The organism is Thalassotalea algicola (genome assembly GCF_012932965.1).
Taxonomy (GTDB): Bacteria; Pseudomonadota; Gammaproteobacteria; order Enterobacterales; family Alteromonadaceae; genus Thalassotalea_F; species Thalassotalea_F algicola.
This window is the reverse complement of sequence record NZ_JABBXH010000001.1, coordinates 690,680-715,761: the sequence shown is the minus strand read 5'-3', so window position 1 is coordinate 715,761 and position 25,082 is coordinate 690,680. Positions and strand designations below refer to the sequence as shown.

At 38.6% G+C, this 25,082-nt stretch carries 22 protein-coding genes and 1 tRNA gene; 11 read left to right on the top strand and 12 right to left on the bottom strand.

Going from position 1 to position 25,082, the window contains the following annotated elements:
• Positions 1-54: 54 nt before the first annotated feature.
• Positions 55-130, bottom strand: a tRNA-His gene (locus tag HII17_RS03275).
• A 62-nt stretch (positions 131-192) separates the two neighbouring features.
• Between HII17_RS03275 and HII17_RS03270 the strand changes: the two genes are divergently transcribed.
• Entirely contained in the window at positions 193-807 is a 615-nt protein-coding gene (locus HII17_RS03270; RefSeq protein WP_328824450.1) for a DUF1285 domain-containing protein, read from the top strand.
• A gap of 34 nt (positions 808-841) precedes the next feature.
• Here HII17_RS03270 and hemN read toward each other — a convergent pair whose 3' ends face one another.
• The 6 genes from hemN to purU all read right to left on the bottom strand — a co-directional run bounded on the left by hemN (position 842) and on the right by purU (position 6,049).
• On the bottom strand, positions 842-2,212 hold the full coding sequence (hemN, locus tag HII17_RS03265; RefSeq protein ID WP_169073868.1) for an oxygen-independent coproporphyrinogen III oxidase: 1,371 nt from the start codon (positions 2,210-2,212) through the stop codon (positions 842-844).
• A gap of 75 nt (positions 2,213-2,287) precedes the next feature.
• Positions 2,288-2,599 carry a TraR/DksA family transcriptional regulator gene (locus HII17_RS03260; protein WP_169073867.1) on the bottom strand — a complete coding sequence of 104 codons (312 nt, stop codon included), beginning with the start codon at positions 2,597-2,599 and terminating at the stop codon, positions 2,288-2,290.
• Positions 2,600-2,634: 35 nt separating this feature from the next.
• A complete protein-coding gene (locus tag HII17_RS03255; RefSeq protein WP_169073866.1) occupies positions 2,635-3,144 on the bottom strand; it encodes a DUF2489 domain-containing protein in 510 nt (169 codons plus the stop codon).
• A 5-nt stretch (positions 3,145-3,149) separates the two neighbouring features.
• Positions 3,150-3,713: a Der GTPase-activating protein YihI gene (gene yihI / locus HII17_RS03250; RefSeq protein WP_169073865.1), complete on the bottom strand. Its 564-nt coding sequence runs from the start codon at positions 3,711-3,713 to the stop codon at positions 3,150-3,152.
• 784 nt (positions 3,714-4,497) lie between these two features.
• A complete protein-coding gene (locus tag HII17_RS03245) occupies positions 4,498-5,028 on the bottom strand; it encodes a VOC family protein (protein ID WP_169073864.1) in 531 nt (176 codons plus the stop codon).
• Positions 5,029-5,188: 160 nt separating this feature from the next.
• A complete protein-coding gene (gene purU, locus HII17_RS03240) occupies positions 5,189-6,049 on the bottom strand; it encodes a formyltetrahydrofolate deformylase (protein ID WP_169073863.1) in 861 nt (286 codons plus the stop codon).
• Between the two features lie 205 nt (positions 6,050-6,254).
• Here purU and HII17_RS03235 point away from each other — a divergent pair, with 205 nt between their 5' ends.
• Positions 6,255-8,141 (top strand): methyl-accepting chemotaxis protein, encoded by a 1,887-nt coding sequence (locus HII17_RS03235; protein ID WP_169073862.1) that lies wholly within the window; start codon positions 6,255-6,257, stop codon positions 8,139-8,141.
• Positions 8,142-8,191: 50 nt separating this feature from the next.
• On the opposite strand, the gene HII17_RS03230 is transcribed toward HII17_RS03235, so the two are convergent.
• Positions 8,192-11,149: an ATP-binding protein gene (locus tag HII17_RS03230; protein WP_169073861.1), complete on the bottom strand. Its 2,958-nt coding sequence runs from the start codon at positions 11,147-11,149 to the stop codon at positions 8,192-8,194.
• 119 nt (positions 11,150-11,268) lie between these two features.
• On the opposite strand from HII17_RS03230, the gene HII17_RS03225 reads away from it, so the two are divergent.
• The 6 genes from HII17_RS03225 to HII17_RS03200 all read left to right on the top strand — a co-directional run bounded on the left by HII17_RS03225 (position 11,269) and on the right by HII17_RS03200 (position 17,940).
• Positions 11,269-11,895 carry a peroxiredoxin-like family protein gene (locus tag HII17_RS03225; RefSeq protein WP_169073860.1) on the top strand — a complete coding sequence of 209 codons (627 nt, stop codon included), beginning with the start codon at positions 11,269-11,271 and terminating at the stop codon, positions 11,893-11,895.
• Between the two features lie 72 nt (positions 11,896-11,967).
• Positions 11,968-12,429, top strand: coding sequence for an META domain-containing protein (locus HII17_RS03220; protein ID WP_169073859.1), 462 nt, complete (start codon positions 11,968-11,970; stop codon positions 12,427-12,429).
• A 174-nt stretch (positions 12,430-12,603) separates the two neighbouring features.
• Positions 12,604-13,404: an N-formylglutamate deformylase gene (gene hutG / locus HII17_RS03215; RefSeq protein WP_169073858.1), complete on the top strand. Its 801-nt coding sequence runs from the start codon at positions 12,604-12,606 to the stop codon at positions 13,402-13,404.
• A gap of 6 nt (positions 13,405-13,410) precedes the next feature.
• Positions 13,411-14,781: a formimidoylglutamate deiminase gene (locus tag HII17_RS03210; RefSeq protein WP_235938621.1), complete on the top strand. Its 1,371-nt coding sequence runs from the start codon at positions 13,411-13,413 to the stop codon at positions 14,779-14,781.
• A 5-nt stretch (positions 14,782-14,786) separates the two neighbouring features.
• Positions 14,787-15,653: a formate dehydrogenase accessory sulfurtransferase FdhD gene (fdhD, locus tag HII17_RS03205; protein ID WP_169073857.1), complete on the top strand. Its 867-nt coding sequence runs from the start codon at positions 14,787-14,789 to the stop codon at positions 15,651-15,653.
• Complete coding sequence (locus tag HII17_RS03200) at positions 15,643-17,940, top strand: FdhF/YdeP family oxidoreductase (protein WP_169073856.1); 2,298 nt, start codon at positions 15,643-15,645, stop codon at positions 17,938-17,940. The genes fdhD and HII17_RS03200 overlap by 11 nt, the downstream gene beginning before the upstream one ends.
• Here the strand turns inward: HII17_RS03200 and HII17_RS03195 are convergent.
• Positions 17,917-18,270, bottom strand: a complete 354-nt coding sequence (locus HII17_RS03195; protein WP_169073855.1) for a hypothetical protein — start codon at positions 18,268-18,270, stop codon at positions 17,917-17,919. The two genes, HII17_RS03200 and HII17_RS03195, sit on opposite strands and share 24 nt — an antisense overlap.
• A gap of 130 nt (positions 18,271-18,400) precedes the next feature.
• On the opposite strand from HII17_RS03195, the gene ccoG reads away from it, so the two are divergent.
• The 3 genes from ccoG to HII17_RS03180 are packed head-to-tail and all read left to right on the top strand — an operon-like array spanning position 18,401 to position 21,472.
• A complete protein-coding gene (ccoG, locus tag HII17_RS03190) occupies positions 18,401-19,840 on the top strand; it encodes a cytochrome c oxidase accessory protein CcoG (RefSeq protein ID WP_169073854.1) in 1,440 nt (479 codons plus the stop codon).
• Positions 19,840-20,817, top strand: a complete 978-nt coding sequence (locus HII17_RS03185; RefSeq protein ID WP_169073853.1) for a serine/threonine protein kinase — start codon at positions 19,840-19,842, stop codon at positions 20,815-20,817. The genes ccoG and HII17_RS03185 overlap by 1 nt, the downstream gene beginning before the upstream one ends.
• Positions 20,818-20,827: 10 nt before the next feature.
• Positions 20,828-21,472, top strand: a complete 645-nt coding sequence (locus tag HII17_RS03180) for a thiol:disulfide interchange protein DsbA/DsbL (RefSeq protein ID WP_169073852.1) — start codon at positions 20,828-20,830, stop codon at positions 21,470-21,472.
• Between the two features lie 8 nt (positions 21,473-21,480).
• Here the strand turns inward: HII17_RS03180 and HII17_RS03175 are convergent, their stop codons facing one another.
• From HII17_RS03175 to HII17_RS03165, 3 genes are all read right to left on the bottom strand, one after another.
• Positions 21,481-22,008, bottom strand: a complete 528-nt coding sequence (locus HII17_RS03175) for a TVP38/TMEM64 family protein (RefSeq protein ID WP_169073851.1) — start codon at positions 22,006-22,008, stop codon at positions 21,481-21,483.
• A 182-nt stretch (positions 22,009-22,190) separates the two neighbouring features.
• A complete protein-coding gene (locus tag HII17_RS03170) occupies positions 22,191-24,239 on the bottom strand; it encodes an SHOCT domain-containing protein (protein WP_169073850.1) in 2,049 nt (682 codons plus the stop codon).
• A 133-nt stretch (positions 24,240-24,372) separates the two neighbouring features.
• On the bottom strand, positions 24,373-25,023 hold the full coding sequence (locus HII17_RS03165) for a single-stranded DNA-binding protein (protein ID WP_169073849.1): 651 nt from the start codon (positions 25,021-25,023) through the stop codon (positions 24,373-24,375).
• Between the last annotated feature and the right edge of the window lie 59 nt (positions 25,024-25,082).

Here is a 25,082-nt window from a genome sequence, read left to right as displayed (position 1 = left end):
TCGTAATAGTTAAAATTTAACCATAAAAAAACACCATTAAAGGTGCTTGAAAAATGGGGTGGCTAATGGGACTTGAACCCACGACAACCGGAATCACAATCCGGGGCTCTACCAACTGAGCTATAGCCACCACTGAAGAGAAAACTGACTCTGAAGAGTTAGTGCGCGGATTCTATCGTAAATTGAGATTGTTTGACAAGCGACATTTATCGTTTTCTCTATTATTATTTGGCTAAAGGTATTAAAAAATTATTCAATATGTCGTTAGAAAATTTATTTGCACAACTTGACGGTCAATTAACTGGTGAGGAAGCTAAATTACCGCCAGTCGAAATGTGGGATCCTGAATATTGTGGAGAAATGGATTTAATAATTAAAGCTAATGGTGAGTGGTTCTATAATGGGACGCCGTTTAAGCGATTGCGGTTGGTTAAGCTGCTTGCATCGGTGTTAAAAAAAGAAAATGATGACTACTTTTTAGTAACACCAGTCGAAAAGATTAAAATTAACGTAGAAGATGCTCCTTTTGTTCTCACCCAATGGCAGTGGCAAGATGAATCACATCAGCGAATGATGGTTGCTACGCATTTAGGGGATGAATTTATCTTGGGTAAAGAGCACCCAGTAATGTTAAATGAGCATGATGAACCTTATGTGATTGTTAGAAGGAATTTACAAGCAAAGGTGCATCGCAATGTTTATTACCAGTGGCTTGAGCAAGCGACTGAGCAGCATACTAGTGATAGTACAGCATTAGTCATTAAAAGTGACGGGGTACAGTTTGTGATAGGACGCTACCAAGAGTAGCGTCCACTTTAGTTTGGTTGTTTTGTTAACAATCTTAAATAACGCGAGAAAAACGTTGTTGATTAAGGTGCTGTTTCATATAAGCATCAAAGGTCATACAGATATTACGGATCAGTAGTCTAGCCTTTGCATGTACAACAATCTCATTGTCGCGATTAGTCACTAAATTATCATCAATAAATGTCGTTAGTGATGTTAACTCTTCAGCAAAATATTCATCAAAGTTAATTGAGAATTGTTGCTCAATTACACGCTTATCTAAATACATATTGCACATGAGTGATTTAATCACTGTACCGCGAATTGCGTCATCAGTATTAAGGGTTAAGCCTTTGTCTATCGCATGGCCTTGCTCATCAACTGCTTTATAGTAACTTTGCAGCTCTTTGTCATTTTGACTGTAGCAATTACCAATGGCACTAATTGATGAAACGCCAAAGCCTAGCAAGTCACAATCACCTTGTGTGGTATAGCCTTGGAAATTACGGTGCAGCGTACCATTTTTTTGTGCAATCGCCAGTTCATCATCTGGTTTCGCGAAATGGTCCATGCCAATAAAATCAAATCCTTGTTGGCAAAGGGTTTCAATAGCCAACTGCATTAATGCCAATTTTTCATTTGCATCAGGCAACCATTCATCTTTGAGTTTACGTTGAGCAGCAAAACGGCTTGGTAAATGTGCATAGCTAAATAATGAGATGCGATCTACCGCCATGTCTTCAACACTTGCTAGTGTGCGTGCAAACGTATCTAATGTTTGGTGTGGCAGCCCATAAATTAAGTCAATATTGACTGATTGAAAACCGACGCGTTTTGCGTGATGAGTAAACTCGGTAATAAACTCAGTAGACTGTAGTCGGTTAATTGCTTTTTGCACTTTTTCATCGATATCTTGGACCCCAATACTCATACGATTAAAGCCAAGCTCGTACAAATGCTCTGCTAAGTCGAGTTCTATTTCCCTAGGATCAATTTCGATACTCATTTCCACATTCTCAGCTAATTGGAAATGACCTTTTAGTAGTTTAACAAGTTGGCTAATTTGAGGTTTAGTTAAAAAGCTTGGTGTACCGCCGCCCCAATGAATTTGTTTTACTTGATATTCTTTAAATAACGGCGCCTGATGAGCAATTTCTTTAGCAAGGTAATCCAAATAAATATCTGCTTTATCACGATGGCGCGTGACGATTTTATTACAGCCACAGTAGTAACAAAGACTATGACAAAAAGGGATATGAACATATAGCGATAAATCTCGATTGTCAGAGCTTTCAATCGCACTCACTAAACCAGCTTCGTTAAAGCTGTTATTAAACTCCAGTGCTGTCGGGTAAGAGGTATATCTTGGACCACTGGTGTTGTATTTATTTAATAATTTTTTATCGAAAAGCTGTGCGACTTGCATAATATCTCCCAATTTCATGGAAGCTAAGTGTACCCCTAAAGAGGTAAGTGAAAGTTGATCAGGCGCAAATTATGATCAGTCGGCACACTTGATACATTTTGTTGCGGAAGGCTGAACAGCCAAGCGTTGTTCGTTAATGGCTTCTCCGCACGTTCCGCAATAACCATAAGTGTCGTTATCGATACGTAAAATAGCATTGGATAGTTGCTGGATCTCGATTTTAGCTTCAGATTCCAGCGCATTAAGTACTTCATCATTTTCTCTTTCACCAGCCTGCTCAGACCAATCTGCATGACGACCATTGGCAAAATCATGATGAATACTATCGATGCGCTTTTGTAATTCGACGATACGCTTGGTGAATTGTTGTTTCAACTGCTCTGACATTGTTACTCCTACGCTAGGTTAGTGAGTAAATGAATTTAATGAGAAGTTAGTGCGCTGTTTAATTCTGACTTTCTATTGAGTACGGTTTCGTGTAATAACTCAAGTTCAGCATCAATTTGCTCTGTTAGCTTAGCTTCTACTTTCATTCGCTCGACATCTTGCATCATTCGTTCTTTCTTAGGAAGTTGCTTGCGCTCATCTAAAATAGAGTGATGCTTTATGCTTTCGTATAGTTCAACTATAGCAGGAAATTGTTCAGTTAGATTTTCGCTAAGCTTAAGTGAGTCAAGAAGAACATTAAGTCGCCAAGCGCCTTCTGCATATTCACACTGTGACTCTTTCATTGCCCTGACAATAATAACGGCGCTATCAAGTACTTTTACATCGTGTTCAGCGTGCTTTTTTTTATGTAGAGCATTGGCTGCTGTTTGCGCTTGTCGCTGTTGCTTTAACTGTTTTAATAATTTTCCAGCGTACGCAGCAAGCGCAAAAATGATCAATCCACCGATAATGGCGAGAAGCATTAAAAGATTATTCTCAGACATCTTATCTACTCAAATTTTGATAAATCAGAGCTATCGAGCTTATCCCAAAGATCATCTTCGCTAAGATCTGTTTGTTGTTCGTCTTCGGTATCATCTTCATCGTCAAGTTGTTCAGCTAGCGCTTCGTGTTTATCCATCATTTTGTTGTAGTAGCTAACTTCAGACTCAGTTAATAAATCACCGTCTTCTTGCTTATCTAAAATAAGCTGTAGTTTTTCATCGGCTTCGATGGCGGCAATTTGTTCAGCTATAGATGGGCCCGTCTCTATTACTTTTATCGGTGCAATTCCTTGCGCTAATTTTGGCTTTTTAGACTTTACTTTTTCTTCTTTAACGGGGGCTTTAGTAAGAACTATAGGTTTTTTACTACCGATACGTGGGTCTTTATTTACAGCAGCACTCGACTGGCTACGACTTTTCTTTACCGCCTCTTGTTGACGGTTACCTGATATTTTACCGCTTTTCTTTTTCGGCTTTTTATCTTTACTGCTAAAGTCTGATTCTTTCGAATCTTTGTTTGGTCTTATAGAAATAGAACCTGGGTTTCTGGTCTTTTTTTTACGCGTCATAATGAGCAAGGCATTTGATAGCTAATAATGACGCTATTTTACGCGATATAGCGCAGAACGGGAATAAAGATTTTAGAAAAGAAAAAAGCGATGCAATTGCATCGCTTTGGGAGAGTGTATTGTGGCTCACGCCAGCAATATTTCGTTCCGATTCTTAATAGGTTTCCTACCTAATTAGCACAGTCCCTGTTAATCTGACATATCCTGTTATTCTTTTAACGTTTCCGTACTTAATTTTCTTTTTCTTGGTCTTCCTAACACTTTTTTTGGCTATCCCTACGAGCCCTCCTGGACTTGTAAAACTTATCTTCCCGATAATTAAGGCAACCATCCATGTTAAATTTTAAGGGTCTTCACTTAAGTGAATGACAACTTGCTTCCTGTCAAAACTAGTAAAACTAGTGTCCCTGTTATTGGCTAACTCAATAGCTGGTCAATACTTTACCTTGCTCACTTTCTTCGACAAGGGTGTTTTATAATATTTTTTATAATTATTTGATGTGATTTCTCTAAGTGGCTGTATTTAATGTGTAATAAAATTGTAATCTATCGACGAATGGTGATTATCTATCGCATCTATGGCAAATGTCTTACAAATTTTATGGCAAAAGTATCACGCTTGTTGTGTTTGAATTTTGTACGAAATGGTTCGTTTATAACCAACGTTAAGTTCACATAAGAGTAATATTGTATACAAGATATTAACTTAACTAAGCATAAACACTTTTAGTGGTAATAAAAAACCAGCACTTGGCTGGTTTTTGTTTAACTAAATTAACAAAAATTAGTCTTGTTCGTGAAGCCAAGCCGCGTGTCTTGGGGCTCGTTTAGTTTGACTCCATTCTTCAATCATCAAAGGTGCAACTCGTTTCAATTCCTGAAATTGCTCTTTGGTACCGGTATTTGCTGCAAGTTCAAGACGATGACCATTTGGATCAAAGAAGTAAATAGACTTGAACACACCGTGATTTACAGGTCCCAAAACGTCAACATCTTTGCTTTGTAGATATTCTTTGGCTGCGACTAGCGCATCAATATCTTCAACTTCTAATGCGATGTGCTGTACCCAAGTCGGCGTATTTTCGTCTCTGCCCATGTCTGGTGAATTTGGAATTTCAAAAAACGCTAAAACATTGCCCATCCCAGCATCTAGAAATATATGCATATAAGGGTCTGGTGCTTTGGTTGATGGCACTTCATTTTCGGCAATCGCGACGGTAAGCTCCATATTGAGCATTTCTTTATACCAATCGACAGTTTGTTTTGCATCTTTGCAGCGATAAGCTACATGATGTATGCGTTTAAGGTTAATCATGATAAATGAACAATGTTATTGATTACTGATAACGCTATTTGTATCACAAAGAATAGGTAGGCACTAAATGGTAAAGCAGATTGGTGATCGCTTTAACGTATGAGAATGACTACAGCCGTAACAATAATTTTACAGCTGCAGTTAGCTTAGCCGTTGCGAGTTAAGCCAGTATCACCGTTTTGTCTCCGTTAAGGCATATGCGTTGTTCGGCGTGCATTTTTACCGCGTGTGAAAGTGCAGTAGCTTCTAGGTCATGACCCATATGTACCATTTGCTCAATAGTGAATGTGTGATTAATGGGTTTTACTTCTTGGACGATAATAGGACCTTCATCTAGATCTGCAGTCACATAGTGTGCTGTTGCACCGATAATTTTTACCCCTCGTTTGTGTGCTTGGTGATAAGGGCGTGCGCCTTTAAAGCTAGGCAAAAATGAATGATGAATATTAATAGCCTTGCCTTTTAACTCTTCACATAAGTCGTCTGAGAGAATTTGCATATATCGGGCAAGAATTAGTAAGTCAGCTTGGTGGTCATTGAAAATGGTCAGCATTTGAGCTTCTTGTTCAGCTTTAGTTGATTGCTTAATTGGTAAATGATGAAAAGGAATACCGTGCCATTGGCTCAAAGCTTGGCAATCTTTATGGTTGGAAACAATCGCCACAATATCAATGGGTAAAACACCAGCTTTCCATTTGGTTAATAATGAGACTAAACAGTGGTCATCTTTGGATACGGCAATAACAACTTTCGGTAGCAAATCTCTCGAGCGCAATTGATATTGCATATCTAATGGCTTAGCTAACGTCTCGATGCCTTGCTTAAATTCTTCAATAGGTACGGTTAGTGATCTGTCATCAAATGCAATACGGGAGAAAAAGGTATCTGTGTAGGGATCACTATACTGTGAGGTTTCAGTAATAAATGCCCCGTGTTGATATAAATTATGTGTGATTTTAGCAAGTACTCCTGACGTATCAGGACATTGCCACGTTAATACGTAGTGATTATAAGACTGCATTTATTTTCCAACCGTTAAATAAGTCTATATTGCCAGTATTGTTAGTATGTAAGCTAGCCTGAAAGGTTATAAGTTACATTTCTTCTCTATAAGTGAAAAATTAGCGTTTGTTAATTTCTACAAGAAATTTGAATAATGCGGTTTTTGGAATCATCACGCTAACGTGTTATAACGCCTTTATAGGTAAAGTGGAAAGAGAATTATTATGTTCGCGAAGCTAAAATTTGCTCACAAGATAAACCTTGTAGCTGCAGTATTATTGGTTTTGGCATTAACCATACTCACTATTAGAAATTACAGTGCAGTTAAATCAGAAGTGCATGAAAATTTGAGCCAAGGAATTGCTGAAATTTCATCTTCCGTTTCTGGCAATATAGCTAATTGGCTTAACGGTAAATTAGCGATTGTTGAAGCGATTGCCTCTTCCACTGAAGCCGGTGCTGATTCAGAACGCATAGCCGATATCGTCATACAAGCTGATGTATCAGGTGACTTTAAAAATGCCTATGTTGGTGTGGAAGGTTCGGGGGAGTTTATTTTAGATGACCCTAGTATCGTATTGCCAGAAGGTTTTGATGCACGACAAAGGCCTTGGTATACACAAGTTAAGCAAAACAGGGCCTCTTCATTTACCGAACCCTATGTGGATGTCACGATTAATAAGTTGTTAATTTCAGCAGTAGCACCGATTGAAAAAAATGGTCAATTTATTGGTGTTGCTGGAGGCGATATTTTGCTAGATGAAATCGCAAATATTATTAATGATATTGAATTTCTGGGGCTAGGTTATGCCTATTTAGTCACCGATCAAGGTAAAATATTAAGTCACCCTAATGCTAAATTTATTGATAAAAACGTAAGCGATCTATTAGGCTTTAATGCAGCGTTAAGTAGTGAACTAGTTGATGTCGATAGCAGCAATCAAATTATCTCCTTTATTCCCGTAAAAGGTATTTCTTCTGTTAATTGGTATTTAGGGGTCGTGCTTGACCAAGAAAAAGCCTATGCACCTTTAGCTGATGCACGTACTCGAGCCATGATTTTCGGCTTTATTAGTGTGGTAGTGACTATGATTTTACTCAACGTACTATTGACTCACTTACTTAAGCCTATTAATCAACTTTCTGATGCCATTATTGATATTTCACAAGGCGATGGTGATTTAACCAAGCGTTTATCAGTGAATAGCCAGGATGAAATAGGTGAGCTATCACAGCACTTCAACAGTTTTATCGGTACTATTCATCAGTCGATGACTCAAGTATTGAAAGTCTCTGATCTACTCAACTCACATATTGGTCAAGTAAGAGATAGCGCCAGCAACGGCATAACAATGGCTGAACAGCAGTTATCTCGTGGTACTAATGTTTCAACGGCGGTTACTGAGCTAAATAGCTCAGCTCAAGAGATATCGAGTAATGCCAACAATGCCTCACATTTAACAAGCACGATGCAAGGTCAATCACAAGAAGGTGTAGGAGCGCTAACTGATAATATTGAAGCGATGAATAGGCTTAGCGAAGTGATGGGGGAGTCGAGTGTCGAAATTGGCAAGCTAAGCAAAGAAACAGAAAATATTGGTAATATTTTAGATGTTATTAAAGGGGTAAGTTCTCAAACCAACTTGCTGGCACTTAATGCAGCGATTGAAGCGGCGCGTGCAGGTGAGGCAGGGCGAGGTTTTGCGGTTGTTGCTGATGAAGTAAGGCAACTTGCTCAACGTACTCAAGATGCGACACAAGAAATTGAAGTCATGATTGAAAATCTGCAACAAGGTTCAACCTCAGTTGTTTCAGTAATGGACGAGAGCCAAAAAAATAGTGAGTCTAGTGTCGAGCTGGCTAATGTTGCGGGTGAAAAAATGCAGCAAATTATTACTGAATTAGCGGATGTTGACCGAGAAAATCATGCGGTGGCTGATGCGACAATGCAGCAAGTAAGCGTAATACAGTCGATTGATGAAGACATAATGCAATTGATGGATCTAAATCAGCAAGGTGTTACAAACCATCAACAAACTCAAGCCGCTTGTGACGAACTACAAGCAGCTTATGACAATTTAAACTCACTAGTTGGGCAGTTTAAAGTTTAGCGAATATTAAACTGCTAAGTATTGGCTTTTAGCATCAAGAGCGATAGTGGTTACGTGTTGTCGCTCTTGGTAGGTTCATTGTATTTAGCGTTTTTTTCAGTACTTGTTACTAGTGTTGCTCGACGTTTCATAAATTGACGGTAGGCGTGGTGAAGTTTATCGGCAACTTCTTCTTGCGTACTTGGTTTCGCCATATAGTCATCAAAGCCTGCCGCCAAACACTTATCAGAGCTACCAGATAACGCGTCAGCAGTTACTGCAATTAACCACAGCGCTCGACCACTTTTTTCATTGGTTAATGTTTTAGCTAATTCAAAGCCATCCATTACTGGCATATGACAATCAGAGATAATAATGTCATAGGGCTTTTTACGGTGCATTTGCAACGCTTGTTCGCCATGCTCAGCAATATCGGGCTGAATATTTAGCCGGTCTAATTGAGCGGTTAGCACTTTTACATTGACGATATTATCTTCGGCGACAAGAATTCTAATTGACTTAAATCGCTGGTCATTGGCAGACATTTCGCTGCGGTTTGTCTGTCGCCGTTCATTTTTACTGGGCAAATGAGCAATTTGTTTCAATGTTAAAGTAAAATGAAAGTTACTGCCTTTGCCTTCTTTTGATTCGAGTGTAATTTTCCCGCCTAATGCGTTAATAATTTCCTGACTAATACTTAAACCAAGACCTGTACCACCAAACTGGCGACTAACTGCATTGTCTGCTTGTATAAATGGTGTAAATAGCTGTGCCTGCTTATTTTTCGCAATTCCGATCCCGCTGTCTTGTACACTGAGTTTGACGGTATGGTAGGAGTCACCTTTTCGATTATGTTGTTCGATTACATCAACACTTAAGCTAACTGAGCCCTTTTTAGTAAACTTTACAGCATTACTCACTAAGTTGTTTAGTACTTGCATGAGCCGAGTCGGATCACATAGGTAATGTTCGTTGAGTGCACTATCTAGCTTAAGTGTAAGCTTGATGGGTTTTTCTTTTTCATGGTGTTTAAAGTTTGCAATCGCACTTTGGCAAAGGGCTTTAATATTTACCGGAACGGTCTCCAGCGTAAGCTTACCAGCGTCTATTTTTGAGAAGTCTAATACATCATTAAGTAATGCGAGTAGATTTCTAGCTGAACCATCTAAGGTGCTTAATAAATCTTTCTGTTTTTCATTTAAAGAGGTATAAGACAGTTCTTCGGCCATACCTAATACACCATTCATCGGTGTTCTTATTTCGTGGCTCATTCGGGCAAGGAAAGTGATTTTCGCTTGAGCTGACTTTTCTGCTTCAGCTCTGGCAGCTTCAGCGATAGATAAAGCTTGTTCCACTTTAGCTCGGGCTGTTTTAACAATTTGTAATTGACGAAAATATATCCAAGCGACAATCAGGCCAATTAAAGCCATGGAAATTAGAATGTAGCCTGCTTGGCGGTAGGCACCTTTGACATGCACTTGTACGTCTTTTTCAAGCAGTATAGATTGACTCCATTTATTGTACAGCGCATCAAATTCATAAGCCGTTAAGTTGCTGATCGAACGATTTAATAAGTTTAATAATTGTGAGTTGTGCTTTTTTACTGCAAACCGGTAACTACTATTAGCCCTGAAAGTTGGCATGGGTTGACTGTTGAGATTTGCCAGCAGTAGTTTCTTGATGAAGTAAGAGCTCATTAGAGTGTGGCCAATGAAAGCATTTATTTCGCCTTGCGCTACCGCTTTCAGGACTTGTTCGTGAGTGTTGTAATATTTAAAGTCAGCGTTTGGCAGCATTTCTTCCAAAATCAGGCTATCGTTATAACCGTTAAGCAGGCCTATGGCTTCAAATTTAAGGTCAGAAAAGTTATTTGAAATTGTGGAGCCATGACGGGTGACTAAACTATATCGAGCTTTAAGGTATGGGACACTGTAATCGAGCTTTTCTAATAAATGTTCACCTTGAGTTGATAAAGGGGCAAGATCGCTATTTTGATTATAAACGCTCGAAAAATAGTCCGATTCACTTTTAATATAATTAGGTCTAAAAATTATTCCTGTTCTTTCTGTTACTTTTTTAAGTAAATCAATTGCTAGGCCACGCTCTGCGATATTATTAAAGTCTTTTGTGATAACAAACGGTGGAATTCCATAGCTAAGTGCTACATAACTTTGCTCATTGTTATCAATAAGGTATTGCTTTTCTTCTTCGGAAATATTTTTAATATATTGCCCTAACGTAAGATCGATATTGCTATCATTATCAAATATATATTTGTCACGCCATAATTTGACTTGTATTGAATTTACGCCGCGCAAACCTTCATTAATGTCATACATTAATGCTCGATCATCTGCTCTAGTCATGACATGAAAAAACACTTCCGGTGTTTCTGATGGGTTTTCATAAAATTTATCAATCAAATTTTGTTGCGCAAGTTGAGCTTTTAGTGCCCACGGTTGAGTGGAATAAATAGCATCATATTCTTGTTCATTGTTGAGTAGGTCACTTAAATCGTAATAATAATCACGTTCAATATGACCGCCTAAATAGTTCAGCGTTTGGGTGGAACTGGAATGAATCGCTAACTTAATGTTGCCTGATTGCTCTGCATCGATTCGGCGGAACAGTCGTTGACGATACTTCGCATAAGGTAAGCTAAAAAGAACATTCTTATTAGGAGTTCTAATGATTGATATGGCAACGATGTCGATATCATTATTTTCAAGTGCTTGCCTAGCATTTGCCGTAGCCAATTGTTGAAATTCGATTTGATATTGAAAATCTATCGCCCATATTTGCCAATAAGCCTGTAAAAACTTAATTAAATCGTCAAATTTTTCTTTATCGTCTAGTTGGGCTACTGAAGTGGTTGGTAAAGCGATGCGTAGGGTACGATTTTCCTGAGAATCTACGCTATTATTTTGAGCGTAACTACTTGTCGGGAATAAATAAATAACGAAGGAAATAAAGGAAAACAAGCAAAATATATTGCTTAACAGGTGAGGGAGTTTCCTGTGTGCCGCCATATGTTTCCAACACCTTAATTTGTATTGATAAAAATTATAATGTCAGTAATCGAATGTTGTTGAAAGTTTTTTTCGCAACTAAAGGTCACATGCCTAACTGTTTTAATACTTGGACTATTATGAAAAAAATACTTTCAACACTAATTCTTTTAACTTTTGCATTATCGGCTAGTGCAAAACAAATTGCTGAATCAGCAGATCTGGTTTCCCCTCTTCTTAATGGTCAACAAGCACCAGAAATGCAAGTGACTACTATTGAGAATAAACAAGTACCTTTATCTAAGGTATTAAATAATAAAAAAACCATATTGTTTTTTTATCGTGGTGGCTGGTGCCCATTCTGTAACACGCAAATGGGACAGCTCAAGCAACTAGAACCTAAGTTGAAAGCAGCTGGTTTTCAGTTAGTAGGAGTTTCTACAGATGCGCCAGAAAACTTACAAAAAAGTGTTGATAAAATGTCATTAGATTATCAATTAATTTCTGATTATAACTCAACAATTTCCCAAGCGTTTGGCTTAGCTTTTTTTACCTCTCAAAAAGTGACAGAACGCTATTTAGCAAAGATGAACCTAACTAACCCTTTGCAAAAAAATGGTCATGGTGATGAGCGCTTAGTATTGCCCGTACCTGCTATTTATGTAATTGATTCAAAAGGTTTAGTGCAATTTAGCTATGTGAACCCTAACTTCAAAGTTCGTTTACACCCAGAGCTATTATTAAAAGCAGCACAATTAGTTAACTAAAATCCAATATTTTAGTCGAACATTTGAAGTTATTCGCTACAATAACAAGGTGTTAATTATTGAGAGTGACAGATGAATTATCCCTTTTTAAGTGCTGTACTATTATCGATTAGCTTGGCTGCATGTAATAGCAATCAAACTATAGAAGAATTAGCAACAGAACAAGCGACTGAGGTTGAAGTGAGTAATGTTAATAAACTTGTGCATGCACAATGGCAACTTGTTCAATTAAACGGGCAAGCAGCAGAAAAAGGCGAAGGTGGTAAACCGATATTTCTCCGTTTTAATGCTGAGAAAAGCCAGGCAAATGGTTTTTCTGGATGCAATAATTACTTTGGGCAATATAGTGCAGATGAACAAAGCCTTAACTTTAGTCACTTTGCGATGACTCGAAAGTTTTGCAAAAATGCGATGGCGTTAGAAGGGCGTTATGCCAAAGCTATGGCAACGGTTGCTGGTTATCAATTTAACGAGAGCCAATTACAATTGCTTGATAAGCAAGGCTCCATTGTTGCTGAGTTTTCCAGAGACTAAAATAAGTTAACATATATATTATATTGAAAGCCGAGTTGTTACATGACTCGGCTTTTTTGTTTGTATATTCAAGAATATTGACGGCTTTCAATAGAAAACCATTTGCTGATTTGCCTTGAATAGCTGGCTCGTGATAAATTAATACTCAACTTGTATATACAATTTGGTGATGAGATGTCTCAATGTTTTACGCTAATAAAAGGTAATAGTCCTTTATTGATTAGCATGCCTCACAATGGTCAAGAAATTCCCGCTGATATCGCTGAAACAATGACTGAAGAAGCTAAAGCAATACGTGATACGGATTGGTTTAAAGATAGGCTGTATGATTTTGCAGAAAGCATAGGGGCGTCTGTTATCATGCCTCACAATAGCCGTTATGTCATTGATTTAAATAGAAACCCAAGCGGTGAGAATTTATACCCGGGCGCGAACTCCACTGAGCTTTGTCCGACAACTGCTTTTGATTTATCGCCGCTGTATTTACCCAATAAAGCACCAGATTCTGAAGAAGTTTCTCGTCGCGTTGAACTTTATTGGCAGCCCTATCATCAGGCACTCGCCAATAGGTTATCCGAAATCAAACAAAAATTTGGCTGTGCTATTTTGCTAGAAGCGCATTCTATCTTGTCTCATGTGCCGCGATTTTTTGAAGGCAGACTCCCTGATTTCAATTTTGGTACGGCTGATGGTTATAGCTGTAGTGAAGCGTTAGTAAAACAAGTAGAAAATATTGATTTTCAACCATATAGCCAAGTAACTAATGGTCGATTTAAAGGTGGTTATATTACCCGAGCATTTGGTAATCCTGCGGACAATGTTCATGCATTACAGCTTGAATTGTCACAAATTACTTACATGGATGAACAAGAGCTAACCTACAATGAAGTATTAGCCGAGAAAGTTAAACCAAAATTAAAAGCCTTGGTAGAAACGTTGATTGCATACGGCCACAACATAGCGACAAAAGGTTAAGTGAAAATGATGAAGTTATTTGCGCGGCATATATTGCTTGCCGACGGATGGGCACATGAACAACTGCTGACTATTGAAAGCGGCGTTATTACATCGATGGCAAAAGGTGAAGCTTCACAGGCGGATCATGTTAAAGAAGTTATCATTCCAGGCATGGTAAATTGTCATTCTCACGCTTTCCAACGAGCGTTTGCTGGATTTAGCGAGCAAGGTAGTGAAGGGCAAGATAGTTTTTGGACATGGCGAAAGATTATGTATCAATTTCTTTCTCAATTAACGGTTAATGATGCTGAGCTCATTGCTAACCAGCTTTATATTGAGATGCTGAAAAAAGGGTACACACGAGTAGCGGAATTTCACTATTTGCATCACGATATCGATGGGCAGCCTCATCAAGAACTTGCTGCGATGGCCAGCGCAATCTTCAAAGCCGCAAATAAATCTGGAATTGGATTAACTTTACTGCCTGTGCTTTATCGATTTAGCGGCTTTGGTGAACAAGAGCCGAATCAAGGGCAAAGACGATTTATTAACTCAGTTGACCAATTTAATCAGCTAATAGATGATTGTTTTGAGCTATCCAAAGTTTATCAAAATACTAATGTCGGCATTGCACCACATTCATTGCGAGCTGTAGACAAAACGTCCCTATTGTCTGCCGTTAATCACGTGAGAACAAAAGATGCCAATGCCCCAATTCATATTCATATAGCGGAGCAGCAGCAAGAAGTTGACGATTGTTTATCACATTATGATAAGCGCCCTGTGCAATGGCTGTTAGATAATGCCCCTTTAGATAAACATTGGTGTTTAATTCATGCAACGCATATTAATGATGCAGAACGTCAAGGGATGATCAGAACCGGAGCGATTGCAGGTATTTGTCCAACAACAGAAGCAAACTTAGGTGATGGTATTTTTCCAACGACAGAATTCGTTACTGAGCAAGGAACTTTTGCAATAGGTTCGGATAGCCATATTTCGGTTAACCCAGTAGAAGAGCTAAGATGGCTTGAATATGCACAACGGTTAATTAAGCAGCAAAGAGCGATTTTGGCCGACAAGAAAACTCCTTCCGTGGGGCAATTTTTATGGAAAAATGCCGCCAAAGGTGGCGCTCAAAGTACGGCGTCAAACTGCGGTGAAATTGCGGTAGGTAAGCAAGCAGATTTGTTAGTTCTTGATGAGTTGTTACTAAGTGCCTATGCCCAAAACGACCAATTTAAACTTGATAGCTTAGTATTTGCTAGTATTGATAATTGCGTCAAAGATGTCATGGTTAATGGTACTTGGGTAGTTGAAAATGGTACACATCCAGAAGAGCAAAAAATTCATCAAGCATTTAGCGAATTATTAACGAGGTTATCTGAAAACTAATTATAATGAATAAACAGCTAGCAATTAACCCTATTGTTCGAAGCACATTGCAGATTAATCAGCAAACTGCTGTTAGTTCATTACAAAGTGAAAAAGACCTAGTTGCTGTCGAGCAACCTTTGCAAATTATGCTGACTTACTATGACACTGGAGTAAGTTGTTGGGTTACTAAGCAGTTGGCAGTGATTATGCGCACGCCAGGTCAAGATGAGTCGTTAGTGGTAGGCTATCTTTTCACTCAGGGTATTATTGAACAGTTAAGTGATATTGCCGATATTTGTCTTGAGGAATTAAATAATGCGGAAGTGTCATTAACCAAAGATGTAGCAATAAACTGGCAAGAGATTACTCGTTTATTTGCTAGTCACTCTGGTTGCGGTGTTTGTGGTCAAAGTCAGCTTAAACAACTATCGGTAAAGCACTCCTCATTTAAAGACGCCACTTCATGGCTAACAACAGAACAAATTTTGGCTATGCCAACCACGCTCAGGGAGCAGCAGGAAGTTTTTTCTCAAACTGGTGGCTTACATGGCGCTGCTATTTGGTATAACAACACGTTACGCTTTTGCGCTGAAGATATTGGTCGCCATAATGCGGTTGATAAAGTGATTGGCCAATGTTTAATTGAACACAACACTAGAAAAGGTTGTGTTTTAGTATTAAGCGGTCGTATTAGCTTTGAACTAGTGCAAAAAGCTGTGGTTGCTGGAATTACGGTTATTGTTGCCGTAGGAGCACCTTCTGATTTAGCAATAACCACTGCTAAACAATTTAATCAAACCATTATAGGCTTTGTAAAATCACAGCAAGCCAATGTTTACAGTGGTGAGCAACGATTAATACAATCAACAGGAAATGGCGATGAGTTATAAGAAGTATACAGGCGCTGCCGGTGGTTGGGGCGCGTTAGCAAGTACAGCTAAGCACCTGTTGAAAAGCGAAAATATCGCAAAAAATATAAAAAACTTATTGAAAACAAATCAGGATAAAGGGTTTGATTGTCCTGGTTGTGCTTGGGGTGAAAAAGATGAACCAGGCCGCTTTCGCTTTTGTGAAAACGGGGCTAAGGCGGTTAATTGGGAAGCAACCAGTAAGCGTATTCCAGCTAGTTTCTTTGATACACATTCAGTTCGTTGGCTAGATGAGCAGAGTGACTATTTTTTAGAAGATCAAGGGCGTCTGCATCAGCCCCTATCTTATCATGCTGAGTTAGATAAATATCAGCCGATTAGCTGGTCGCAAGCATTTGATTTAATAGCAAATCAGTTGAATACACTTGCTAGCCCGAATCAAGCAGAGTTCTATACCTCTGGGCGCACGAGTAATGAGGCTGCATATCTATACCAGCTTTTTGTTCGGGCGTACGGCACCAATAACTTTCCCGATTGCTCTAATATGTGCCATGAAGCTAGTGGTTATGCGTTAAAACAAGCTATTGGTATTGGTAAAGGCACTGTTACCATTAAAGATTTTGAGTATGCTGATGCTATTTTTGTATTTGGGCAAAACCCAGGCACCAATCATCCACGTATGCTTGATTCGTTAAGCCATGCTTCACGCCGAGGGGCAAGTATAGTAACTTTTAACCCGCTGAAAGAACGTGGCTTAGAGCGTTTTACCAACCCACAGTCTGCCAAAGAGATGTTAGCCGGTGATGGCACAACAATTTCAAGCCAATATTTTCAACCTAATTTAGGTGGCGATATGGCTGTAGTGCGCGGTATGGTTAAAGTATTGGAACAGCGAAATGCGAGTGCAACTCAAAAGGGCTCTTCGCTTTTTGATGAAAAGTTTATTACTGAACATACGCAAGGTCTAGAAGAATACTTAGATTTGGTCCGCAATACATCTTGGCAACATATTGAACAGCAGTCAGGGTTAAGCCAAGCTGAAATCGAACAGGCGGCCACTATTTATCAGCAAGCCAACAGCGTCATTGTCACTTGGGCAATGGGTATCACTCAACATAAACATTCAGTCGCTACTATTCAGGAAATTACTAATTTACAGCTGCTATTTGGTCATATTGGAAAACCTGGGGCTGGTCTTTGTCCTGTGCGAGGGCATTCAAATGTTCAAGGGGATCGCACCATGGGCATTAACGAAAAACCTGATGATAAGTTTTTAGATAGCCTTACAAGTCATTTCAACTTTAAACCACCAAGAGCGCCGGGACACAATACCGTGCAAGCTATTAGCGCTATGCTAGCAGGTGAAAGTAAAGTATTCATTGGGCTAGGTGGTAACTTTGTAGCCGCAACGCCGGATACAGAGCTTAGTAGAAAGGCTATGGCTAGCTGTGATCTAACTGTTCATATAGCGACTAAGTTAAATCGCACTCATGTTACACCAGGAAAGCAATCTATAATTCTACCATGTCTAGGGCGAACAGATGTTGATGTACAAGCCAAAGGTCCTCAGCAAGTCACTGTGGAAGACTCGTTTTCAATGGTGCATGCCTCAGCAGGTGTAGTCGAAGGGCATATAGGAGACATGCGTTCGGAACCTGCGATAATAGCAGGAATTGCCACTGCTACCTTAGGGAATCAGCCGGTTAATTGGCTTGAATTAACTCAAGACTATGATGGAATTAGAGAGCTCATTGCGAATACCATACCTGGTTTTAAGAATATGAATGCTAAATTACAACAGCCGGGTGGATTTTACCTAGGTAATAGTGCGGGTGAGCGGAACTGGAATACACCTAGTAAAAAAGCGGAATTGAAAGTTAACGCGTTACCAGAAAATATTGTGCCTCAATCAGTAAGAGCGCTAAGTCAAGATAAGATATTTGTCTTGCAGACCTTAAGGTCACATGATCAATACAACACAACAATCTATGGTTTTGAAGACAGATATCGAGGGATAAGCGGTGAACGAGAAGTGCTGTTGTTGAACCCAGAAGATATGACTGATTTAGGTTTTGAAGCAGGTGACCTAGTGGATATCACGTCACTTTGGCCAGATGAAGTCGAGCGAAAAGTTACTGCTTTTAAACTGCTACCCTACGATATGCCCAAAGGGAATGCTGCGACCTATTTTCCAGAGGCAAACCCTTTGGTTGCGTTAGATAGCGTTGGCGATAATAGCGATACCCCAACCTCTAAATCGATTGCTATTGTAATTAGTGCTTCGTTAAAACAACCCAGTATATTGTGAAATAGTTTGGCAAACTAACTTTTGATTTTTTACATGAAATTTAGAGTCACGTTTGCCACTACAAAAGTCAGTGTAGTATTCTTTTACACTACTTCTAGAGCTAGTAATCTGTTCTAAGTATTTAATTTCACTATCTCTAAATTCATCAAACCTTGATTCTAAATCCTTATAAATTCGATCTGATTTTAAACGCACTTTAGTGTCGGTGGCATCAGAAAATATCTCTAAAGCCGTTTCTTTTTGTTCGTTATACCACTGTGTTAGCTCTGGTTGAGGGTAGAAATGCAGATACACAGCAGCGAAAACGATTAAGATCAATAAATTTTTCATAGGTTGTCATATAATAGTGAAGTGGCAATAGGATAATAAAAATTTCGCCAATAATAAAATAAAGACTTTATAATTAAAGTCTTGTTATCAAATCACTGCATTAAATTTTCCGTTAGGGCGAGAGTAAAACGTGAGCGAAACTACCCCAAAAACCGATAGTGCTAAAGTCATTCCTGTCAAAAATGTGAAGATTCATCGTCCAGAAGGATCAAAGCAAGAACAGTACAAACCACGCGATCAAATCTATGTAAGAAAAGTAAGTGGTTACTTTCAACGATTCCGTCGAAAAATGAATTTTTTCTTTTTGTTTATGTTTGCGGCTATTCCTTGGATTAACTTTAATGGTCAGCAAGCGGTTTTATTCGATATAACTGAGCAACGTTTTAATCTTTGGGGCTTAACTCTTTGGCCGCAAGATTTAACACTATTAGCTTGGTTATTTATTCTTAGCGCTTTTTTACTTTTCTTTGTTACCACGTTTTTAGGTCGAGTTTGGTGTGGCTATTTATGCCCACAGACGGTTTGGACCTTTATTTTCATGTGGTTTGAAGAAAAAATAGAAGGTACCGCAAACCAAAGAAAGAAATTAGATCAGCAGAAATTAAGTGCGTCCAAATTTAAAAAGAAAGCATTGAAACATTTTTGCTGGTTGTTCTTTTCCATACTCACAGCTATTACATTTGTTGGCTTTTTTACGCCAATGCGCGATCTATTTATTGATTTCTTTACTTTTGAAGCGTCCTTTATGTCGGCGGCAAGTATTTGGTTTTTTGCATTTTGTACTTATGGTAATGCCGGCTGGATGCGAGAAATTATGTGCTTACATATGTGTCCATATGCGCGCTTTCAATCGGCAATGTTTGATAAGGACACGCTAACGGTTTCTTATGATTATAACCGTGGTGAAACTCGTGGCGCACGAGGGAGAAAGCAAGACCACAAAGCCATGGGACTGGGTGATTGTATAGACTGCAACCTGTGTGTTCAGGTTTGTCCAACAGGTATAGATATTCGCAATGGTCTGCAGTACGAATGTATTAATTGTGGTGCCTGTGTAGATGCTTGTACTGGCGTAATGGAGCGAATGAATTATCCCCAGGGACTTATTCGTTATACTACTGAGCATGAACTGAAAGGGAAGAAAGTTCATTTTGTCAGAGCTAAGCTTATTGGGTATGCGACGTTGTTGGTCATTATGACGAGCTTACTTGGATACGAAATAATGAACAGAGTGCCTGTTTCGATGGACATCATTCGTGATCGAAATGAGTTGGCGCGTGAGAACTTCAATGGTGAAATTGAAAATGTTTACACCTTAAAAATTCTCAATAAATCTCAAAAAGACAATACTTATCGTTTATCAGTCCAAGGAATCGAAAATGCAAAATGGATCGGTGAAAACGAAGTGCATGTTAAGGCAGCTTCGGTTTATACTCTACCGATTAGTATTGCAGTAGATCCTTACGAGCTAACAAGTTATATGACTGATATCACTTTTGTTGTTGAATTAGTAGAAAAAGATAGCGATGTTCGACTGACGCACGATAGTCGGTTCTTTAAAAAGCGCTAATGGCAGTTTTTGATTTTTCTTCGTTAACGCCAGATTTAATTTTAGATGGGCTGGACTCTGTAGATTGCTATGCTGAGTCTGGCCTTTTGCCGTTAAATAGTTATGAGAACCGCGTTTATCAATTTCAGGTAGAAGGTGGTGAGCGTTTCGTGACTAAATTCTACCGCCCACAACGTTGGCAGCTAGCACAGATACAAGAAGAGCATGACTTTGCATTTGAGCTAGCAGAACAAGAAATCCCTGTAATAGCCCCATTAAAAAGAGATGGTCAAAGCCTTTTTGAACATCAAGGTTATTATTTTGCTTTGTTCCCTTGTCGAGGGGGGCGAATCTTTGAAGTTGATAACCTAGATCAGCTTGAATGGATGGGGCGCTTTGTCGGTCGTATTCATTCAGTTGGCGCTAAAAAGCCTTTTGAACATCGACCTCAGGTCAGTAGTGAAGAGTTTTTAACAGAAGCTCGCAACACAATTGAAGCTAGTGGTTATGTACCTAGTAGTTTGAATACCGCTTTCTTTACTGTGTTAGATCAGGTTGTTCAGCTGGCATTCAGCCAATATAAACCAAAATCAACGATAAGATTACACGGTGATTGTCATGCAGGTAATATATTGTGGCGAGAAGAGCAGGGGCCACACTTTGTTGATTTAGATGATTGTCGACAAGGTCCCGCGATTCAAGATCTTTGGATGATGCTTTCAGGAGACCGTCAACAACAATTGTTACAATTAGATACTATGTTAAGTGGCTATGAAGAGTTCTTTTCATTTGAATCGAGTGAACTTGCCTTGATAGAATCTTTGCGTACAATGCGGGTAGTCAATTATATGGCTTGGCTGTGTAAACGTTGGAAAGATCCCGCGTTTCCGCTAAATTTCCCTTGGTTTAATACTGAAAAATATTGGGAACAACAGGTGTTGGTGTTAAAAGAGCAACATGCAGCTTTAACGCAGCCACCACTAAGTTTAATACCGTAAAGGAATCATAATGAAAAAAGTTATTGCGAGTTTTTTACTTGCTGTATTGCTACCATTTGCTGCAAATGCTGCGAATTATGTTGAAGGCAAACAATACACGAAAGTTAGCGATCAGTTATCCAAAAAACCTGAAGTACGCGAGTACTTTTCATTTTATTGCCCACACTGTCTGCGCTTTGAGCCTTTCTTTGCAAATGTGAAAAAGAACCTACCTGAAGGCGTTAATTTTGAACGTAACCACGTAGACTTTTTGCGTTTCACAACACCAGAAATTCAATTTATGGTGACTAAAGCGCTAGCAACAGCACAACAGTTAAAAGTTGAAGACAAGATTGCAGCTGCAATTTTTAATTATATTCAAGTTCAACGTGGCGCTATTACCGAAGTAAAAGATTTACGTAATATCTTTGTATTAAATGGTGTGGATGGTGCGGCGTTTGACAAAGCATTCAAAAGCTTTGCCGTTAATAGTAAAGCGAAAATCATGAAAAAATATCAAGATAATTTAGTGAAAAAACGAGCATTGACAGGTGTTCCTTCGGTTGTTGTAAATGGTAAATATCGTATCAACACTGACAAATTAGATCGCGATAACTTTGAACAAGATTATATTAACTTAGTTAAATATTTAACTGAGTTAGATAAAGCGAGCTAACTGCCGTTTTATATTGATAAAGGCTTAGCTTTGCTAAGCTTTTTTTTTGCTTTATTTTTAATGACTAAGCTAATGATAAGAAGTAAAGCAATACCTGAGAGAGCCAATAAGGCACCTTGCTCATGGCTTTCTGCCAGCTTTGCCCCTCCGCCTGCTAAAGAAAAAATTACCATTTGTGGTATAAACCCGATAAATGAGCCTAAAACATAAGGTTTAAATGGGATATTTGTAGCTCCAGCAATAACATTAGTTAGAAAGTTACTACCTAGTGGCAGTATCCGAATAATGAGTGCTTTGGTAAAAGTACTTTCACTTAAGAACTGATGAATAGTTTGGGACTTTTCTGGAAATTTTTGAGCAACTTTTGCTGAAAATAAATATTTTGCAGCGATAAATGTCATCATACAGCCAGTTATTGTCGCTAATAAGGCGATAAGAAACCCTTGGGTAACCCCGAATAAGGCACTAGCACTAAGTGCCGCTATTTGTCTTGGTAGTGCGAGCGCAGTCGCTACACTTAATGCTAGATATAGCAATATGTGTCCGAATCCAGGTTCAATAAAAAAGCTACTGGAGCTAAATAATTCGACTAAAGGTTGAATAGCAAAGGCCTTATTTGGTGAGCTATATTGCAGGCGCTGAATGAACTATCCAGCGATTATACTGCGACTTGAATTAAATACGAATCAGAATAGGCGATTAATAAAACGAAGTAGGCCTATAAGCCTTGTAATAATTTGGCTTTTGCTATTTCAAACTCTTCTTCAGTTAAGAAGTTCTCGGCGCGCAATCTTGCTAGTTTCTCAAGCGAAGCAATTATTTTGGTATCTAACAGTGCTTGTTCGCTGATTTTTTGGCTATTCTGGTTTTCATTATCAAAGTTAGAGGCGCTTTGTGTGGCTTTAGTCTCTATGGGTTTTTCAGCTTCTTTTGGTTTGGTTATGACGGGGCTAACGGCTTGTTTATCACTACTGTATGCTTTGTTTTTTTCGATTGCATTGGGGGGAGGTGTTTTGATTGTTAAAGCACTGGTATCTCTTTGTTCTGTTCCATTTGGACATAGCTGTAAAGACAATTTCCAACACCAATTAATAATACTTTCGCAAACTTCTCGATAATTGGTTTTTGAAATACGGTTGTCACCTTTTCGAATATATAAATATATTGGGAATGGTTTTTGCGCTTTATCAACGATGAGTAATTGGATACTTCGTAATTTATTCGGCAGCATCTTTTCTCGTTTTTCTATGTTGAAGGCTTCGCGAACCACTTGTTCCAAGTCGTTTCCCATTCCTTTTTCTTGTGTCAAGCTGCAGATAGCATGCTCATTAAGCAAAATATCGCACTGACGTAAGTCGTTAATATGTATGCTATGCAAGGGGGCAGTTTTATGGTGCTGGAAAAGATGAATGACCTGTTTATCTGAAGAAAACTCTATGTGAGTGAGTTGTTTATGATAGAAATTAGTGGTTGATTTTTTGTTTTTATTAAAGTGCTTAATTAAAATATTAACGGCCCAAAGAATAATGCCAAGCAATATAAATGCGACCACTATTTTCTCGAAACTTGTATTATCTTGTTGTTGATAGCTTACTGACTGCTCTTGCCCTGGAATGGAGATATTAATCAGTTTCGATAACTGCTTATCGTCATTATTATATACTAATAGATCACCTAAGTGATCTACATATAGCTGTACACCATTCTGGCTGTCTAGTGGCCAAAGCGTCGTTATTTTAGCATCTGCAGCGTGAGGCATGTTTTGCAATTGCCATTGGCCATCAATATACGTAGCAATTACTAATGCACCATAAAGATAGCTTAACTGTTTACCTTGATAAGAAAGCGCCTGATGCGGCGAAATGGCTTTCTGCTCGATGGTAATTAGTTTGTTTGCTTTACTGGCTTTGCTGTTAAAGCTAATTTCGCTAATTTGTCGCTGCTTAGTTACGTAATGATCTACGACAAGTTGATTTTGATTTCTACCCGACCAAAAGAAACGGCCTAAATTGTTAAGTCCGTGAACTAGTATTTCATTGGCAATATTGTTGTTGTTTAAATAAGGGTTGGTGCTTGGGTTTGTGTAGCGTTTTAAGCCAAACTGCTTTGGATTTATACGTAATATAGCGCCTGAATATAAAGGAGTATTCTCAACGCCTTTAACCTCATCAAGACTTATGTACAGCTGACCAAAATGTTCGTGCCACACTTTTATGTTGGGGTTGAACGCTATTTGTTTAATCAAGTTTTCTTGGTTTGGCGAGCCTATCCGTATTATTTCTCGCTGTGTTGACAGATCGACCACCAAATTTTCGTCGAGCTTCCATTCATAAATAACGCTATCTGCTTTAATTTGGGGTTCGCTGTAATTATTGCCTAAAAGTCTTGCTCGTTTGCGTTTAGTATCAATTGTTTCACTATGTGCTGTATAAAACGTTAAATAACCTTCTTGGTCGCGAAGGTTAAAGTTAGGATGCAATGAAAAGGCAGTTAATTTGATAAATCTAGAAAAAACCTTTTTAGCATCGAAACTTGTAGTTGATGATTCGATATCAGTTTTAGTCAGTTCAACACTTAATATGGTCCCTGATTCATTGACAATAAAAAACTTATTGGGTTGCTTTAAAACAGGCTGAATTGTCACAGGGCTTTCTTTTTCAACTACTGACGATAGATTGGCAAATTGCTCAATAGAAACTTGAAAACCAAATGCATGGCTATGAAGAAGAAAAGAAACGATAAAGAGTAATTTACAAAAAATATTCATATTGGAGGTACGTTAATTAAATCCTTTTTTTGAGTACCATGATAGCGACATCCCTAAAGCTACAACGGGTTGAATTTTTATCTATATATTCATCATCGTATTTAATGACTAAAAAATCAACGTGTTCTGTGGCTTACTTCGCTAATAAGTGTACTTGACTGGCGTCTATTTGCTGACTTTTTTGCTGATTGTTGGCGTAACTTAATCGACCTTCAACGATTACATTATCACCTTGTTTAGCTTGTTGAGCAATATTTTGTGCTTGTGCCCCCCACAACTGAACAGGCCTTTTTACATGATGGATGAGGCTTTCACTTTTATGCTCGGAAAAGGCGTGGTGACAAATAGATATCTCAAAAGTGGCGAGCTGATTATTACTTTCGGTAGTCACTAGTTTTACGTCAGTAGTTAATTGTGCACTACAGGTAATGTTATTAATATTTTGAGTAAAACCTTTGGCAAAATGCTCAATTGTTGTCGCGTGAACAATTTCAATTGGCTTAGTTTTATTATTGGCGATGTAGCCGTTTACCAATAATATATCGCCTTTGTTCGCATGTTGTAGGGATTCTTCGACTAACTTGCCTACTACTTTAACATGATGATAACTCGTCCACTCTTTATTGTGATTGTTTTTGTCTTTCCATCGATAAGTCGTGGCAAGCACGATATCAGTCACAGCTAATACTGGATTCGCTAGGTAGCGAATTTCAGGTTTGGCTACCAGGTTACCTAGCAAGGTGACATTGCAAAGTTGGTGGCTGGCTTCAAATGTATTTATCATGATAGTTCATTAGGTAAGGTTTTTTATAAAAAAAGCCACGCAAAGTGACTTTTTAATTA

Excerpts from the sequence above, each read along its gene's own strand:
- hemN (WP_169073868.1), bottom strand. The coding sequence starts at position 2,212 with ATGCAAGTCGCACAGCTTTTCGATAAAAAATTATTAAATAAATACAAC.
- HII17_RS03260 (WP_169073867.1), bottom strand. The coding sequence starts at position 2,599 with ATGTCAGAGCAGTTGAAACAACAATTCACCAAGCGTATCGTCGAATTA.
- HII17_RS03255 (WP_169073866.1), bottom strand. The coding sequence starts at position 3,144 with ATGTCTGAGAATAATCTTTTAATGCTTCTCGCCATTATCGGTGGATTG.
- yihI (WP_169073865.1), bottom strand. The coding sequence starts at position 3,713 with ATGACGCGTAAAAAAAAGACCAGAAACCCAGGTTCTATTTCTATAAGA.
- HII17_RS03245 (WP_169073864.1), bottom strand. The coding sequence starts at position 5,028 with ATGATTAACCTTAAACGCATACATCATGTAGCTTATCGCTGCAAAGAT.
- purU (WP_169073863.1), bottom strand. The coding sequence starts at position 6,049 with ATGCAGTCTTATAATCACTACGTATTAACGTGGCAATGTCCTGATACG.
- HII17_RS03235 (WP_169073862.1), top strand. The coding sequence starts at position 6,255 with ATGTTCGCGAAGCTAAAATTTGCTCACAAGATAAACCTTGTAGCTGCA.
- HII17_RS03230 (WP_169073861.1), bottom strand. The coding sequence starts at position 11,149 with ATGGCGGCACACAGGAAACTCCCTCACCTGTTAAGCAATATATTTTGC.
- HII17_RS03225 (WP_169073860.1), top strand. The coding sequence starts at position 11,269 with ATGAAAAAAATACTTTCAACACTAATTCTTTTAACTTTTGCATTATCG.
- HII17_RS03220 (WP_169073859.1), top strand. The coding sequence starts at position 11,968 with ATGAATTATCCCTTTTTAAGTGCTGTACTATTATCGATTAGCTTGGCT.
- hutG (WP_169073858.1), top strand. The coding sequence starts at position 12,604 with ATGTCTCAATGTTTTACGCTAATAAAAGGTAATAGTCCTTTATTGATT.
- HII17_RS03210 (WP_235938621.1), top strand. The coding sequence starts at position 13,411 with ATGATGAAGTTATTTGCGCGGCATATATTGCTTGCCGACGGATGGGCA.
- fdhD (WP_169073857.1), top strand. The coding sequence starts at position 14,787 with ATGAATAAACAGCTAGCAATTAACCCTATTGTTCGAAGCACATTGCAG.
- HII17_RS03200 (WP_169073856.1), top strand. The coding sequence starts at position 15,643 with ATGAGTTATAAGAAGTATACAGGCGCTGCCGGTGGTTGGGGCGCGTTA.
- HII17_RS03195 (WP_169073855.1), bottom strand. The coding sequence starts at position 18,270 with ATGAAAAATTTATTGATCTTAATCGTTTTCGCTGCTGTGTATCTGCAT.
- HII17_RS03185 (WP_169073853.1), top strand. The coding sequence starts at position 19,840 with ATGGCAGTTTTTGATTTTTCTTCGTTAACGCCAGATTTAATTTTAGAT.
- HII17_RS03180 (WP_169073852.1), top strand. The coding sequence starts at position 20,828 with ATGAAAAAAGTTATTGCGAGTTTTTTACTTGCTGTATTGCTACCATTT.
- HII17_RS03170 (WP_169073850.1), bottom strand. The coding sequence starts at position 24,239 with ATGAATATTTTTTGTAAATTACTCTTTATCGTTTCTTTTCTTCTTCAT.
- HII17_RS03165 (WP_169073849.1), bottom strand. The coding sequence starts at position 25,023 with ATGATAAATACATTTGAAGCCAGCCACCAACTTTGCAATGTCACCTTG.